Raw genomic sequence first — 14,828 nt, 5'->3', positions numbered from 1 at the left:
CACCCTAGAGGCTGAAGCTGTTGGCGGGCTTCGCCGAATGCTTGAGCTTGAAGTTGTCCGGCTCGTTGTAGGGCGCGGCACCGATGCTGAGCTTGGTGAAGTCCAGGTCCTCGCCGCGGCTACAGACTTTGATGGCGTTGACTGCCTTGTTCACGTCCGGGCAGAGGCAGAAGATGTTCAGCTTGTAGTCGCTGAATTCGGAGCGCTCCACGGTCCCCAGGCCGCGCCAGGCCAGATGGCTAATGAGGGCATCCTTCGCTTTTTCCTCAAGGTACCGGTCCCGGTCGGTGCCGTCCTTGGTTTTCAGCGCGAACTGGGCCACCACCCAGGACTGCTCGTCGTCGGGAATCTCGGCGTAGCCGTCCTCGGCGCACTGTGCGGCGAACGCAGCCATCAGGCCCTCCGCCGCTTCGGCGTCGGCAACGTCCGTCTCCTCGGTCTTGCTCTGGTGGCCCACCACGCCGTAGTTCATGACGAACTGGCTGTAGTCCTCGTCGAACCAGCCCTCCCGGAAGTGCAGGACTCCCTCGTCGTCGCGTTTGTAGACCCTGATAATTCCGCTCATGCGCGTCCCTTCGTGAACCACTCGACGTCGGTGCCGTCGAAGGGTGCCTGCTGTGCCTTGACGGCCTGATAGAGCTCGTCGGTGGCCGCCTGGAGGGATTCCACCAGATGGGCCGGGTAATTCATTGCGAGGCGGTGCTCGGCAAATTCGTCTTCGTCGTCGATGTAGACCCCGCGGTCAGCCGTGCGGACCACGTCCAGGTCCATGTCGATCACATGAAACTCGGTCACCCCGGGGCGGATGGTGTCCCACTCATGGGCAACGGCCAGGTCAACGTACACGCGGACACCGTTCGGGTGGGCGTCATCGTAGAAGGTGGCCACCCAGTCGCCTGAGCGCGGAATGAGCAGGACGGCATCGGACTCCGCGTAGAAGGCAGCCCCCGGCCGCGAGCAGAATTCGTTGGTCCCCTGGAAGATCCACCAACCGAAACTGTCCTCGCCCAGGTAGCGTCCCGGCACCACCCAGTGGGCTTTGCCATTCCATTTCCTGTTCCGCGCCACCACCAACTGCCCGGGTTCAAGACCTGAAGGCACACGGGTGGTGCGGTGATGCTGCTCAGTCTCCCGGCCCCCGGAAGCGGCCGGATATTTAAGCCTGTCCTCTTCCCTCACAGGATCGGCAGGCTGCCGGTAGTGGGGTGTTCCTGGCCGGGCAGGGGACGCGCGAAGGGAACCTTGGTCCCCAGGACCTGGGCCACGACGTCGTGCGTGATCTGCTGGGCCGTCAGGCCCGCGCGCTCCAGCACCTGGCTGCGGGTGCCGTGGTCAAGGAACTCGGCGGGCAGCCCAACTTCGTTCAGGGCGGTGTCCACTCCTGCTGCCCGCATTTCCTGGCGGATGCGCGAGCCCACACCCCCGGCACGGACGCCGTCCTCGATGCAGATCACCAGCCGGTGGCGGGAGGCCAACGCAATGATGGAACGCCGCACGGGCAGCACCCAGCGCGGATCCACCACTGTGGTGCTGATTCCCTGGGCACCAAGCCTGTTGGAAACGTCCAGCGCGAGTTCAGACATGGCGCCAACGCTGACAATCAGGACGTCGTTCTCGGTGGAGCCCGACGGCCTGCGGGCGAGGACATCCACGCCGTCGTTGAGCCGTTCAATGGCTTCCACTTCGGCTCCCACTGTCCCCTTGGAGTAGCGCACCACGCTGGGCGCGCCGCTGATGGCGACTGCCTCGCGGAGTTCCTCCCGCAGGCGGGACGCATCGCGGGGGGCGGCGAGGTGCAGTCCGGGGACGATCTGGACCATGGACATGTCCCACATGCCGTGGTGGCTGGCGCCGTCAGGCCCTGTCACACCGGCCCGGTCCAAAACAATAGTGACGCCCGCCTTGTGCAGAGCCACATCCATCAGGAGCTGGTCAAAGGCGCGGTTCAGGAAGGTGGCGTACACGGCCACCACCGGGTGGAGCCCGCCAAAGGCCATGCCCGCAGCGGAGGTGAGAGCGTGCTGTTCGGCAATGCCGACGTCGAACACCCGCTCCGGGTGCTTCGCCGCGAACTTGTGGAGCCCCACCGGGATCAGCATGGCGCCCGTGATGCCAACAATGTCCTGGCGTTCATCGGCAATCGCGGCGATCTCGTCGGCGAACACCGAGGTCCAGGATTGTGCACCGGCGACACCGGTGGCTTCCCCTGTTTCCGGGTCGATGATTCCCACCGCGTGGAACTGGTCCGCTTCGTGGGCGCGGGCCGGTGCGTAGCCGTGCCCCTTTTCGGTCATGGCGTGCACAATCACTGGGCCGGCATAGTGCTTGGCGGTGGCCAGCGCGTGCTCCATGGCCTGGAGGTTGTGGCCGTCCACCGGGCCGATGTACTTCATGCCGAGGTCTTCGAACATTCCCTGCGGCGCCCACCAGTCCTTGATGCCCTTTTTCATGGCATGCAGGCTCTTGTACGTGAACTGGCCGACGGGCCCGCCGCTTTGAAGCTTCCGCTTCCACCAGTCCATGACGCCTTCGTAGGCCGGCGCGGCGCGGAAGGAGTCGATGGTGGGACGGAGGGACGCGAGGTAGTCAGCGAATCCGCCCACCGTTGGCGCGTACGAGCGTCCGTTGTCGTTGACCACAATGACCACCCGGCGGCGCTTGTCGGCAGCGATGTTGTTGATGGCTTCCCATGCCATCCCGCCGGTCAGCGCACCGTCCCCGACGACGGCAACAACAAAGCGGTCACCCTCGCCGGTGAGCTGGCGGGCCCGGGAGATGCCGTCGGCCCAGGACAGCGACGAGGAGGCGTGCGAACTTTCCAGGATGTCATGTTCGGACTCGGCGCGGGACGGGTACCCGGACATGCCGCCCTGTTGGCGCAGGGTGCTGAAATCCTGGCGGCCGGTGAGGAGCTTGTGCACATAGGACTGGTGGCCGGTGTCGAACACCAGGCTGTCGTGCGGCGAGTCAAAGATGCGGTGCACGGCGAGGGTAAGCTCCACAACGCCGAGGTTGGGGCCGAGGTGTCCGCCTGTCTGGGAGACGTTGGTGATCAGGAAAGTCCTGATCTCAGCGGCCAGTTCCTCCAGCTGCTGGGGGGACAACTCGTTCAGGTCCTGCGGATTCCGGATGGTGTCCAAGATTCCCAATGACCCCTCCTTCGGGTGGTAGACGTGCCTATTAACTCTAACGCCTCGGCTGAAATGCAAAGCCGAAGCCCCGGCTGGTCGGTGACCGGCCGGGGCTTCGAAAGGGTGCTGCAGGTTCAGAATCCGCTAGTTGGCGGAAATCTGGCGCAGGACGTACTGCAGGATCCCGCCGTTGCGGTAGTAGTCCGCCTCGCCCGGGGTGTCGATGCGCAGCACAGCGTCGAACGACTTGACGGAGCCGTCTTCAGCGGTGGCCGTGACCTTGAGGGTCTTGGGCGTGAAGCCCTCGTTCAGCCCGGTGACGCCTTCCACCGCAAAGACCTCGGTGCCAGTCAGGCCCAGGGTTGCTGCGCTTTCTCCGGCCGGGTACTGCAGGGGCAGGACGCCCATGCCGATCAGGTTGGAGCGGTGGATGCGCTCGTAGCTTTCGGCGATGACTGCCTTGACGCCCAGCAGCGCCGTGCCCTTGGCTGCCCAGTCACGGGAGGAACCGGAGCCGTACTCCTTGCCTGCCAGGACCACCAGCGGAGTGCCGGCTGCCTGGTAGTTCTGCGCGGCGTCGTAGACGTAGGCCTGCGGTCCGCCTTCCTGGCTGAAGTCGCGGGTGAAGCCACCTTCGACGCCGTCCAGGATCTGGTTCTTGATGCGGATGTTGGCGAACGTGCCGCGGATCATGACCTCGTGGTTGCCACGGCGCGAGCCGTAGGAGTTGAAGTCCTTGCGCTCCACACCGTTGGCCAGGAGGTACTGGCCGGCAGGGGTGTCCGACTTGAAGGAACCGGCCGGGGAGATGTGGTCGGTGGTGACCGAATCGCCCAGCTTGAGCAGTACGCGTGCACCGGAGATGTCCTGTACGGGTTCCGGCTGCGCCTTCATGCCCTCGAAGTACGGGGGCTTCCGGACGTAAGTGGAGTTCGGATCCCAGGCGAACGTGTCACCGGCGGGCGTGTCGAGCGCCTTCCAGCGGTCGTCGCCATCGAAGACGCCCTCGTAGCCGCGGGCGAACATGTCCTTGTCGATCGAGGAATCGATGACCTGCTGGACCTCCACGGGGTTGGGCCAGATGTCCTTCAGGAAGACGTCGTTGCCGGCTTCATCCTTGCCTAGGGAGTCGGTGTCGAAGTCGAAGTCCATGGAACCGGCCAGGGCGTACGCGATGACCAGCGGCGGGGAGGCCAGGTAGTTCATCTTGACGTCCGGGTTGATCCGGCCTTCGAAGTTGCGGTTACCGGAAAGCACTGCGGTGACGGAGAGGTCGTTGGCCTGGATGGCCTCGGAGATCTCGGCGTCCAGCGGGCCGGAGTTGCCGATGCAGGTGGCGCAGCCGTAGCCCACGATGTAGAAGCCGAGCTTCTCCAGGTACGGCGTCAGGCCGGACTTCTCGTAGTAGTCGGTGACAACCTTGGAACCCGGGGCGACGGAGGTCTTGACCCACGGCTTGGACGTCAGGCCCTTGTCGACGGCGTTGCGCGCCAGAAGTGCGGCGGCAAGCATCACGGAGGGGTTGGACGTGTTGGTGCAGGAGGTGATCGAGGCGATCGACACCGCACCGTGGTCCAGCTCGAACTCGCGGCCGTCTTCGGTCACGACGTGGACCGGGCTGGACGGACGCCCCTGGGCACCGTTGGCAGCCGAGACAACGCGGCTGGTCTCGGTGGTGTGCGAGTCAGGGTGGGTGAAGGACGGGGCGTCGGAGGCGGGAAACGATTCGTCCAGGGACTCGTCCACGCTGCCGTCTTCGATGGCGACGTAGTTGTGGATGTCCTTGCGGAACTGCTCCTTGGCATCCGTCAGCTCAATGCGGTCCTGGGGACGCTTGGGGCCGGAGATGGAGGGAACAACCGTGGACAGGTCCAGCTCGAGGTACTCGGAGAACTTGATCTCGCGGGAAGGATCGTGCCAGAGGCCCTGTTCCTTGGCGTAGGACTCCACGAGTGCCACGTTTTCGTCCGAGCGGCCGGTGAGGCGCAGGTAGTCCAATGTGACGTCGTCAATCGGGAACATTGCGGCGGTGGAGCCGAACTCCGGGCTCATGTTTCCGATGGTGGCGCGGTTGGCCAGCGGCACCGCGGCAACACCTTCGCCGTAGAATTCCACGAATTTGCCCACCACACCGTGCTTGCGCAGCTGCTCGGTGATGGTCAGCACAACGTCGGTGGCGGTGGCGCCGGCCGGGATGGACCCGGTCAGCTTGAAGCCCACGACGCGCGGGATCAGCATGGAGACGGGCTGTCCCAGCATGGCTGCCTCGGCTTCGATGCCGCCAACGCCCCAGCCCAGGACACCCAGGCCGTTGACCATGGTGGTGTGCGAGTCGGTGCCAACGCAGGTGTCCGGGTAAGCACGGAGAGCGCCATCAACTTCACGGGTCATCACTGTGCGTGCCAGGTATTCAATGTTCACCTGGTGCACGATGCCGGTTCCCGGCGGAACTACCTTGAAGTCGTCGAACGCGGTCTGGCCCCAGCGCAGGAACTGGTAACGCTCGCCGTTGCGCTGGTATTCGATCTCCATGTTGCGCTCCAGCGCGCCGGAGTTGCCGAAGGCGTCAATCTGCACGGAGTGGTCAATGACCATTTCCGCCGGAGCCAGCGGGTTGACCCGCTTGGGGTCACCGCCGAGTTCCTTGACTGCTTCACGCATCGTCGCCAGGTCAACCACGCAGGGAACACCGGTGAAGTCCTGCATGATCACCCGCGCCGGCGTGAACTGGATTTCTGTATCGGGCTGGGCGTTGGGGTCCCATCCCGCCAAGGCGCGGACGTGATCGGCAGTGATGTTCGCGCCGTCCTCGGTCCTCAACAGGTTTTCAAGCAATACCTTGAGGCTGAACGGAAGGTTTTCTGCACCTTCAACGGAGTTCAACCGGAAAATTTCGTATTCGGTTCCGGCTACATTAAGTTTGCCTTTTGAACCGAAGCTGTCCACAGTGCTCATCGCAGGACTCCTCTCGCAACAGTTTCATCTTTGTCGCGCGGTAGACCGCTTGCTAGTTAGGCAGGCCTAATTAGTGCAGGCCCGGAAAATTGCAGGTTGTCCAGCCGTGAGTACGGAGCGCGACGTGGGATTACTACCGCCATACTAGTGCAAATAGCTGCGGCGTCAGCGGGCTGGTGTCAGCAATGCCACAGTCTCCAGGTGGTGGGTGTGCGGGTACAGATCGAACGCCCGCAGCCCGGCAAGGGACCATCCCCCCTGCTGGAAGTAACCCAGATCACGCGCAAAGGATGCGGGGTCGCAGGACACATAGGCGATGGCACGCGGTCCGGCGGCGATCAGCTGGCTGACCACTGCTTTTCCGGCACCTGCCCGGGGCGGATCCAGCAGCACGGCGTCAAATTCCCGCGGTTTCTGGCGGAGGACGCGCTCAACCCTCCCCTGAACAATCTCCACCTGCGGCGCGTTGTGCAGGTTTTTGCGCGCGTCCCGGCTGGTTCCCGCTGCGCCTTCGATTGAGAGAACGGAGCCCGTCTCCCCCACCGCGTCCGCCAGGGGTGCGGTGAACAGGCCGGCCCCGGCGTACAGATCCGCCACCACTGAGCCTGGCTCCAGGAAGCCCCCGCCGTGGAGGAATTCTGTGACGGCCCCCACAAGTGCTTCGGGCGCGTCGCGGTGAATCTGCCAGAAGCCGGCCCCCGTGATGCGGTAGTCGTGCCCTGCGGCGGTCTCCTGCACCCATGTCCGGCCCCGCAGTTGCCTGACCTCGTCCTTCAGAGGGTCGAAGCTGGCCACGGAAACGTCGTCGGGGAGCTGGGCGACGATGGCGCTGAGCCGCTTGGGTTTGGTGCCCGGCGCCGGGGAGAGCAGCACCAGGGGCCGTGATCCGTTAGCCGGTGCTGCCACCTCCACCCGGTCGATGCCCTGCAGGTCGATGTCCCACAGGCGCAGCCGGTTAATGCCGTCGACGGCGAGCGGCATTCCCCGCACGGGGATGATCTGGTCGGAGCGGTGGGCGTGCATGCCCAGTTTCCCGCCGGGGGTGACGGAAAAACTGGCCCGGGTCCGCCACTCAAGGCCGGCGCCGGCGTCGGGCGTTGAGTTTTCGCCTGACCGGCTGCCCACGGCCTCCACCGGCGTGCCGCTGTTCTCGGCATTCTCGTGGCCGGGGACATCCGCCGGAGGAAGTTCGACGCCGGCGAGCCGCTTGAGCTGTTCGGCCAGCACTGCGGACTTGAGGGCCCGCTGGCGGGACAGCGTGATGTGGCCGAATTCAGCTCCGCCGACGGGCGGGTGCCCGGCTGCCCACGCGCGCCGGGCGTCAGCGAGGTGCCAAAAGTGCTCCACCCGGTCCGGTGAGGCGTCCAGGACCTCCACCACGTCGGCACGCCAGAACTTGGCCGTCTCCCCCGCTTCCGTCACCCGGGCCCGGACCTTCTCGCCGGGGATGCCGTGGCGGACAAAAATCACCCTGCCTTCGTGGCGTGCCACGCAGTGCCCGCCGTGGGCCACGGGGCCGACGTCGAGCACCAGCTCCGTCAGCGCGTCAGGGGCTGGATGGGAGGCGGCTGGATGGGAATTGGCTGAATGCGAAGCGGTCTGGGTCTTGGTGTTCATTGGATATCCTGCAGGTTCTTGGCTTCTTCGGACGATTTCAACTGCCACGGAACGCTGGCCACCATCACGCCAGGTTCAAAATGCAGGCGGGTCTTGATGCGCAGCGCAGTCTGGTTGTGGACCAGCTGCTCCCACCATTTGCCCACCACGTACTCGGGGATGTACACCACGATCAGGTCACGCGGGGAATCGCGCCGCATGTTCTTGACGTACTCCATGATGGGGGTGACGGTCTCCCGGTACGGGCTCGCCAGCACGGTCAGCGGCACAGGAATCTCGAGCTTTTCCCAATCAGCAACAGTGCGTGCCGTCTCTTCGGCGTTGATGTCCACGGTAACGGCATCCAGCCGCGAGGGCCGGGAGGCGCGGGCGTAGGCCAGCGCCCGGAGCACGGGCTTGCGCACGTGGGACACCAGAATCACGGCATGCACCCGGGACGGAAGGGCCCGCGGCGAGGAATCCTCGTCCACGGCCAGTTCCTTGGCCACATTGTCATAGTGGGCCCGGATGCTCCACATGATCAGGTAGAGCACGAACATCGCCAGCAGGGCGATCCAGGCGCCCTGCTCGAATTTGGTGACCAGGACGATGACCAGGACCAGCGCCGTCATGCCGAAACCGATGGTGTTGATGGTGCGCGACTTCACCATCCGCAGCCGGACTGTTGTGTCCTTGGCGAGCTTGAGCTGCCGTCCCCAGTGCCTGATCATGCCCAGCTGGCTTGCGGTGAAGGAAATAAAGACGCCCACAATGTACAGCTGGATGAGCCTGGTGACATCTGCGTTGAAGGCAAGGATCAGCACCAGGGCTCCGGCCGCCAGCGCCAATACACCGTTGCTGAAGGCCAGCCGGTCTCCCCTGGTCCGCAGCTGCCGGGGAAGGTAACCGTCCTGGGCCAGGATGGAGCCCAGGACGGGAAAGCCGTTGAAGGCGGTATTGGCCGCAAACACCAGGATCACGCCGGTGGCTGCCACCACAATGTAAAAGGGAATGGAACCGGGGCCGAAGATGGTCTGCGCGATCTGGCTGATGGCGGGGGTCTGGATGTAATCGGGGGGCAACGGAATGCCGTTGAGCAGGAACTCCCGGGCCGGATCCAGCACGATGTGGACCTTGGTGGCGCTGGCCAGGTACATGATCCCGGCCAGCATCGACGCCCCGATGACGCCCAGCAGCAGCAGTGTGGTGGCAGCATTCTTGCTTTTGGGCTCCTTGAAGTTGGGCACACCGTTACTGATGGCTTCAACCCCGGTGAGGGCAGCGGCCCCGGAGGAGAACGCCCTCAGCAGGAGGAAGGCGCCGGCCAGGCCCACCAGCCCTTCGTCGAATCCCGGAGCCGGCACGATGCTGAAAGCGGCTGACGGCGCCTCGCCCAGCTGGCCGGTGGAGGCCTGGAAGATTCCCACAGCGGTCATCCCCAGGATCGAGGCCATAAAAATGTAGGTGGGGACGGCAAAAACTGTGCCGGCTTCCTTAACGCCGCGGAGGTTGACCAGGGCGAGGATGGCCACGCCGATAGTGGCGATGAGCGCCTGCTGCCCGTGCAGGTCAGGGATGGCGGTGGTCAGGTAGGTCGCTGCGGACGACATGGAAACCGCCACCGTCAGGACGTAGTCCACCAGGAGCGCCGACGCCACCGTCAGGCCGGCATGCTTTCCGAGGTTCACGTTGGCGATCTCGTAGTCGCCTCCGCCGGACGGGTAGGCGTGCACGTTCTGCCGGTAGGACGCCACCACCGTCAGCAGCACCACCATGACCGCGAGGCCAACCCACGGTGAAAAGGCCACCGCACTCACGCCGGCCAGTGCCAGGGTCAGCAGGATTTCATCCGGTGCGTAGGCTACGGAGGACAGCGCGTCGGAGGCGAAAACCGGAAGCGCGATCCGCTTGGGAAGCAGGGTATGGGCCAGCCTGTCATTCCTGAAGGGCCTGCCCACCAGAACCCGTTTCATTATTGTCAGCACCACACAAAGCTAGTCTGATTCAGGGGCTATGTCATGACGGCCCCCGGGCCGCTGTAACCAGCGCCATGCCGGTAGAGTTCTAGCAGCAGCAACAGGTACGGAAATTGAGGAGATACGGGTGGCGCATTTCGTGATCATGGGATGTGGCCGTGTGGGGGCGACGCTAGCGCATACGCTCGAGGATGCCGGCCACTCCGTGGCGATCATCGATCAGGACGACCGCGCTTTCCGCAGGCTGCGCCAGGGCTTCACGGGGCGCAAGGTCACCGGCGTCGGCTTTGACCGGGACACCCTCAAGCAGGCCGGAGTGGCCGACGCCTATGCTTTCGCCGCGGTGTCCAGCGGCGACAACTCCAACATCCTGGCTACCCGCGTTGCCCGGGAGACATTCCACGTCCCGCACGTTGTGGCCAGGATCTACGATCCCGGCCGGGCCGAGATCTACCAGCGCCTGGGCATCCCCACCGTGGCCGCGGTCCGCTGGAGCGCGGACCAGGTCCTGCGGCGCATCCTTCCGGAGCAGCATCTCGCCGGCGATTTCCGCGAGCCCTCCGGCCGCCTGGTGCTGGCCGAACTTGATCTCGACCCCGGCTGGGTGGGACACCGGGTCACCGCAATCGAGAAAGCCGCGGATGTCCGCGTGGCCTACCTCACGCGTTTCGGCGAGGGCCTGCTCCCCGACTCCGGCACTGCCTACCAGGACGGCGACACCCTGCACGCCATGCTGCAGGTGGACCGCAGTGCCCAGGTTGCGCATATCCTGGCCAAAGCCCCCGCGAAGGAACCGAAGTGAAAGTAGTCATCGTAGGCGCCGGCAGTGTCGGTTCGTCGATTGCCAGGGAGTTGCTGGCCCACAAACATGAAATCCTGCTGATAGACCTCAAGCCGGAGGTCATTGGCCGCAGCGGACTCCGCGGCGCGCACTGGCTGGTAGGCGACGCCTGCGAACTGAGCACGCTGCAGGGCGCGAAGGTGGAAGACGCCGACGTCGTGGTTTCGGCCACCGGCGACGACAAGGTGAACCTGGTGGTCTCCCTCCTGGCCAAGACGGAATTCGGCGTGGGCCGTACTGTGGGCCGGGTCAACAACCCCAAGAACGACTGGATGTTCAACGATTCGTGGGGCGTTGACGTGGCCGTCAATACGCCGCAGTTGATGACCGCCCTGGTGGAAGAAGCCGTGGAGATCGGCGACCTGGTCAGGCTGCTCACGCTCCAGACAGGTGTCTCTTCCCTGGTTGAGTTCACGGTCCCCCATGATTCGCATGCCATTGGCCTGACCGTGGGAGAAATCCGCTGGCCCGAAGACTCGACGCTGGTGGCGATCCTGCGGGACCACGCCCCCATCACGCCCAGCCGGGATGACGTGATCGACGGCGGCGACGAACTCTTTTTTGTCACCACGATTGCTGCCGAGGATGAGCTCCGTGCCCTGCTCTCGCCGGAGTCGGTGGAGCCGGTGGAGCCTGCGGAGTCGTTAGCCGGGGCGGGGCAGCCTGGCGCTAACCCGGCCGCCCAGCCGGTAGAGGCTCAGGTGGCGGAGGGCGACGGCTTCGACGGCTGAGTTGGTTCCGCCGCGGGAACCGGCCGGGTGATCAGCCACGCGATCCAGACGCCAAGGATGTACAGCGGGGCACCCATGATGAGGCGTGTGGTGGCCAGCCCTGCCAGCCCGTCCTCGCCCATCAGATACAGCGGAACCTGGACCACCAGCCGGAGCACCAGCACCGTGATGATGATCCAGGTGCCAAGGCGGTACGCCTTCAGCCGGGCGGGGTCCTTCCGCCACTCGATGCCTTCATTGCGGATGAAGCCAAACAGCAGCCCGGCCACGGGCCATTTGATGAGGATCGAAATGACCATGGCGAGGATGTAGGAGGCGTTGGTGATGAAGCCGGGAAGGTAGAAATCCTCGGCTTTTCCGGTGGTGTTTGCCAGCCACGCCGAGATTCCGACGCCCACAACCCCGGCCAGCGCCTGGGTCAGCGGACGCCGCTGCACCAGGCGCACCACCGTAAACACGGCCGCCGAGGCCAGGGCGGCCACCAGTGACGGTGTCAGGTCCCGGGTGACGGTGAACGCAATGAGGAAAACCAGGCCCGGAAGGATGCTTTCCGCGATTCCCTGGACGCCGCCGGCGCTGCGCAGGACATCGATACGGCCGTCATGGGTCCGGTGGAGTCCGGCTTTGGCCGCGTAGCCTTCGGCAAGTCCGGCCATGGTGGAAGGATCAGGCTCGGGGCGGGGTGATCCCGGGGACGGCTCCGGCTGCTGGGACGAGCTCATTCATTCTCCTGGCTGGACAGTATCTCGTAGCGTGGATTGAACATGGTGGGCAGGCCCTGGCTCTGTGTGACCATGCCTTCAAGCCGGACTTCGGTGCCGGCGTCGATGCCTGGCACGCGCCGCCGTCCCAGCCACACCACGCGGAGGCGGCCGCGTTGCCCGGACGCCGTCCGTAAACCGGACCGCTCACGTTCAACGTCTGAAACTATCGCCGTATAGGCTGCCGTCTGGTCCGCCGGCATAAAGGTGACGGATTCAACCTGGCCGTGGCACACGACACGTCCTTTTGCGGGGAGACTGCTGACAGGTATCCCAGGACCAAGGGACGACGCCGGCTCATCCACGGAGAGATCAGCCAATCTGCGTTATCTCCGGACCGCGCTCGGGCTCCTGGAGCTCTGGCGCAGCCGGTGCCGGTGTTGGTGCCGGTGCGGCGTCCTTCGGCAGGCGAAGCTGCAGCAGGTCGCGCGGCGGCATGGGGCTGTCGCCGCGGATCACCACGATCTTGCGGAACAGGGCCTCAAGCGGCGCCGCGGCTTCGCGGTCCAACGCTGCCGCGCCACCCAGTACCCCGCGCAGGAACCACCGCGGGCCATCCACCCCCACAAAACGCGCCACGCGGTATCCCTGGCTTCCGTCTGCGGCACCGGCGGGGAGCTTGGCAATCAGCTCAGGGCCGAACTCGCCCGGGACCTCTTCAACCTGGCCGCCCTGGCTGCCCACCGACTGGCCAATCTGCTCCCGGATCTCGTCCCACAGTCCCTCGGACTTGGGTGCCGCGAAGGCCTGGAGCTGCAGGCTTGAACCGTTCAGGTCCATGGTGACCGCCACTACCCGCTGCGTGGCTTCCTCAACTTCCAGCCTCAACTGCAGGCCTTCGCTGGGGGTGATGAGCAGGGCACCGAGGTCCACGTAACCGTCACGGCTGGAGATCTCGGAGACGTCAAACGGCCCGGCGGCCCGCGGTGCCTTGGTGTTGGCCGCACCTTCCGAATCTGCCGCGTCCGTGGTGGCCAGGGAATCGTCCAGTTCGGCTTCCTGATCCTTCTTGGCTTTCCTGCCGAGCCCAAAAACCATGGGGGGTCGTCTCCTTAGTTATGAATATGCCTGGCCGGCCCGGGGGTCGCGCCGTCAAAAGTCTTGATGCCGTAATGCAGCCCTGCCGCCCGGCCGCCTGCCGGGGCGGGACGTCAGGTGGTGGGCTGTGTGAATCCGCCGGTGGAACCGAATCCGCCCGCACCGCGTACCGAGCCGCTCAATTCGTTGACTGGGATGAATTGCGCATACTCAACCCGCTGGATCACCATCTGTGCAATTCTATCGCCGCGCCGCAGCTCAATGGCCTGGTGCCTGTCGGTATTCAGTAATGTCACCGAGATTTCACCGCGGTACCCGGCGTCCACCGTCCCGGGCGCGTTAACGATGGTCAGCCCGTGTTTGGTGGCAAGGCCCGACCGGGGGTGGATCAGTGCCACGTAGCCTTCCGGCAGGGCAATGGCCACTCCGGTGGGGACCAGTTTCCGGTCCCCCGGCTGCAGTACAACGTCTTCGCGGGCACGCAGGTCTGCCCCGGCGTCACCAGGGTGGGCGTAGGACGGGGCCTCCAGCCAGGCATCCAGCATTTTCAGCTGTACCTGCAGCGTTGGCGCACCGTACGGTGCGGCTGCACCAGTGGCGGCGCCAATGGCCGCGCCAGGCGCAGCTTCTGCTGCGCCATCTGGTGCAGCGCCGGGCAGCGTCTCGTCACGGGCGGAATCTACAGTGGCAAGTTCATCAGTCACAGTCACTCACTCTAACGCCCGGCAGCAAATCCGGCCCGGAATGTTGGCCTCCCCGCCCAAGGTGAAATAGCCACCCAAAGATGGAAAGCTGGAGGCATGCCCGAATCAAGCTCCACCCCCCCTGTTCCCAACACGCCTTCCGCCGGTACTGCGGTAATTTTCAAGGAGCGGCTGTGGCCCACCATCTGGGTCTGGGTCATTGCAGCGGGTATTGCCGGCGCCGGGATCCTGGTTTTTGCGCCCATCAGCATGGGTGCCGGCTACACGGCGGCGGCGGTGCTTTTTGGCATCATGGCCGTCCTGCTGGTGTTGTGGACTCCCGCCATTATTGTCACCGGGACGTCCCTCACGGTGGGCCGCGCCACGATCGAGCGCAGGTTTGTCGGCGAGGTACAGCCGTACCGCGGCAAGGAGGCCACCGCGGAACGCGGGACCCGGCTGAACGGGCTTGCCTACCTGTGCATCCGCGGCTGGATCGACCCCGTGGTCAGGATTGAGATAACCGACGCATCGGACCGGACGCCGTACTGGCTGACCTCCACGCGGCGGCCCGAAGAACTGACAGCGGCCCTGCAGAACACCTGAGACCACCCCGCGCCGTCAGGGCCTTCAGCTGTGACCGGCAGGAGGCCGTCAGCCTTCGCACTCCTTGCAATAAAGGCGGCCGTCTTTTTCCAGGGCTATTTGGGAACGGTGCCTGACCAGGAAGCATGACGAGCAGGTGAATTCGTCCGCCTGGGGCGGGACTATCTGGACAAGGAGTTCCTCGCCGGAGAGGTCTGCTCCCGGGAGCTCGTAGCCGGCGGCAAGTTCACTTTCATCCTCTTCCACCACTGCAGCGGGCTTGTCCGACCTTCGGGTCTTCAATTCCTCCAGTGAATCCTCATTGAGGTCTTCTTCGGACTTCCGCGGCGCGTCATAGTCGGTGGCCATTCGCCTCACCTCGCTCCCAATCCGCTTCAGGATGTAACACCCTTGATAACGCCGGACACCTGGCGTTTGTGCCCCGCGTGCGGCACATCTTTCCCTAATGCGGGGGCAAAATCCAGCACCCTTGGCCTTGAACGGCGCCCGCCCGGAACCCGGGACGTGGCC

General features: G+C 64.9%; 14 protein-coding genes. 3 read left to right on the top strand and 11 right to left on the bottom strand.

Going from position 1 to position 14,828, the window contains the following annotated elements:
* Nucleotides 1–4 precede the first annotated feature (4 nt).
* The 6 genes from M1E17_RS08900 to M1E17_RS08875 all read right to left on the bottom strand — a co-directional run bounded on the left by M1E17_RS08900 (nucleotide 5) and on the right by M1E17_RS08875 (nucleotide 9,655).
* Nucleotides 5–565 (bottom strand): hypothetical protein, encoded by a 561-nt coding sequence (locus tag M1E17_RS08900; RefSeq protein WP_457966800.1) that lies wholly within the window; start codon nucleotides 563–565, stop codon nucleotides 5–7.
* Nucleotides 562–1,179, bottom strand: coding sequence for a DUF402 domain-containing protein (locus M1E17_RS08895; RefSeq protein ID WP_457966799.1), 618 nt, complete (start codon nucleotides 1,177–1,179; stop codon nucleotides 562–564). Before M1E17_RS08895 ends, M1E17_RS08900 begins: the two co-directional genes overlap by 4 nt.
* Nucleotides 1,176–3,149 (bottom strand): 1-deoxy-D-xylulose-5-phosphate synthase, encoded by a 1,974-nt coding sequence (dxs, locus tag M1E17_RS08890; protein ID WP_457966798.1) that lies wholly within the window; start codon nucleotides 3,147–3,149, stop codon nucleotides 1,176–1,178. Before dxs ends, M1E17_RS08895 begins: the two co-directional genes overlap by 4 nt.
* Nucleotides 3,150–3,275: 126 nt before the next feature.
* Entirely contained in the window at nucleotides 3,276–6,086 is a 2,811-nt protein-coding gene (locus M1E17_RS08885; RefSeq protein ID WP_457966797.1) for an aconitate hydratase, read from the bottom strand.
* A 165-nt stretch (nucleotides 6,087–6,251) separates the two neighbouring features.
* A complete protein-coding gene (locus M1E17_RS08880; RefSeq protein ID WP_457966796.1) occupies nucleotides 6,252–7,703 on the bottom strand; it encodes a class I SAM-dependent RNA methyltransferase in 1,452 nt (483 codons plus the stop codon).
* Nucleotides 7,700–9,655: an APC family permease gene (locus tag M1E17_RS08875; RefSeq protein WP_457966795.1), complete on the bottom strand. Its 1,956-nt coding sequence runs from the start codon at nucleotides 9,653–9,655 to the stop codon at nucleotides 7,700–7,702. Before M1E17_RS08875 ends, M1E17_RS08880 begins: the two co-directional genes overlap by 4 nt.
* 130 nt (nucleotides 9,656–9,785) lie before the next feature.
* On the opposite strand from M1E17_RS08875, the gene M1E17_RS08870 reads away from it, so the two are divergent.
* Both M1E17_RS08870 and M1E17_RS08865 read left to right on the top strand, forming a co-directional pair.
* A complete protein-coding gene (locus tag M1E17_RS08870; RefSeq protein WP_457966794.1) occupies nucleotides 9,786–10,460 on the top strand; it encodes a potassium channel family protein in 675 nt (224 codons plus the stop codon).
* The gene (locus M1E17_RS08865; RefSeq protein ID WP_457966793.1) at nucleotides 10,457–11,230 is read left to right on the top strand and encodes a potassium channel family protein; all 774 of its coding nucleotides are present in this window, start codon (nucleotides 10,457–10,459) and stop codon (nucleotides 11,228–11,230) included. The genes M1E17_RS08870 and M1E17_RS08865 overlap by 4 nt, the downstream gene beginning before the upstream one ends.
* Here M1E17_RS08865 and M1E17_RS08860 read toward each other — a convergent pair.
* The 4 genes from M1E17_RS08860 to dut all read right to left on the bottom strand — a co-directional run bounded on the left by M1E17_RS08860 (nucleotide 11,197) and on the right by dut (nucleotide 13,733).
* Nucleotides 11,197–11,952: a DUF3159 domain-containing protein gene (locus tag M1E17_RS08860; RefSeq protein WP_457966792.1), complete on the bottom strand. Its 756-nt coding sequence runs from the start codon at nucleotides 11,950–11,952 to the stop codon at nucleotides 11,197–11,199. The genes M1E17_RS08865 and M1E17_RS08860 overlap by 34 nt on opposite strands.
* Entirely contained in the window at nucleotides 11,949–12,227 is a 279-nt protein-coding gene (locus tag M1E17_RS08855; RefSeq protein ID WP_457966791.1) for a hypothetical protein, read from the bottom strand. Before M1E17_RS08855 ends, M1E17_RS08860 begins: the two co-directional genes overlap by 4 nt.
* Before the next feature lie 76 nt (nucleotides 12,228–12,303).
* The gene (locus M1E17_RS08850; protein WP_457966790.1) at nucleotides 12,304–13,029 is read right to left on the bottom strand and encodes a DUF3710 domain-containing protein; all 726 of its coding nucleotides are present in this window, start codon (nucleotides 13,027–13,029) and stop codon (nucleotides 12,304–12,306) included.
* Between the two features lie 113 nt (nucleotides 13,030–13,142).
* Entirely contained in the window at nucleotides 13,143–13,733 is a 591-nt protein-coding gene (dut, locus tag M1E17_RS08845; RefSeq protein ID WP_457966789.1) for a dUTP diphosphatase, read from the bottom strand.
* A gap of 96 nt (nucleotides 13,734–13,829) precedes the next feature.
* Here dut and M1E17_RS08840 point away from each other — a divergent pair, with 96 nt between their 5' ends.
* The gene (locus M1E17_RS08840) at nucleotides 13,830–14,318 is read left to right on the top strand and encodes a DUF3093 domain-containing protein (RefSeq protein WP_457966788.1); all 489 of its coding nucleotides are present in this window, start codon (nucleotides 13,830–13,832) and stop codon (nucleotides 14,316–14,318) included.
* A gap of 48 nt (nucleotides 14,319–14,366) precedes the next feature.
* On the opposite strand, the gene M1E17_RS08835 is transcribed toward M1E17_RS08840, so the two are convergent.
* A complete protein-coding gene (locus M1E17_RS08835; protein WP_457966787.1) occupies nucleotides 14,367–14,666 on the bottom strand; it encodes a DUF4193 domain-containing protein in 300 nt (99 codons plus the stop codon).
* Between the last annotated feature and the right edge of the window lie 162 nt (nucleotides 14,667–14,828).

Source organism: Arthrobacter sp. D1-29, from assembly GCF_054130585.1.
Note: the sequence above shows the minus strand (reverse complement) of the source record. Positions and strands in the feature narration are given on the sequence as shown.

What these genes read in the sequence shown, in the direction of transcription:
- M1E17_RS08900 (WP_457966800.1), bottom strand. Translation starts at nt 565, where the DNA reads ATGAGCGGAATTATCAGGGTCTACAAACGCGACGACGAGGGAGTCCTG.
- M1E17_RS08885 (WP_457966797.1), bottom strand. Translation starts at nt 6,086, where the DNA reads ATGAGCACTGTGGACAGCTTCGGTTCAAAAGGCAAACTTAATGTAGCC.
- M1E17_RS08880 (WP_457966796.1), bottom strand. Translation starts at nt 7,703, where the DNA reads ATGAACACCAAGACCCAGACCGCTTCGCATTCAGCCAATTCCCATCCA.
- M1E17_RS08875 (WP_457966795.1), bottom strand. Translation starts at nt 9,655, where the DNA reads ATGAAACGGGTTCTGGTGGGCAGGCCCTTCAGGAATGACAGGCTGGCC.
- M1E17_RS08860 (WP_457966792.1), bottom strand. Translation starts at nt 11,952, where the DNA reads ATGAGCTCGTCCCAGCAGCCGGAGCCGTCCCCGGGATCACCCCGCCCC.
- M1E17_RS08850 (WP_457966790.1), bottom strand. Translation starts at nt 13,029, where the DNA reads ATGGTTTTTGGGCTCGGCAGGAAAGCCAAGAAGGATCAGGAAGCCGAA.
- M1E17_RS08840 (WP_457966788.1), top strand. Translation starts at nt 13,830, where the DNA reads ATGCCCGAATCAAGCTCCACCCCCCCTGTTCCCAACACGCCTTCCGCC.
- M1E17_RS08835 (WP_457966787.1), bottom strand. Translation starts at nt 14,666, where the DNA reads ATGGCCACCGACTATGACGCGCCGCGGAAGTCCGAAGAAGACCTCAAT.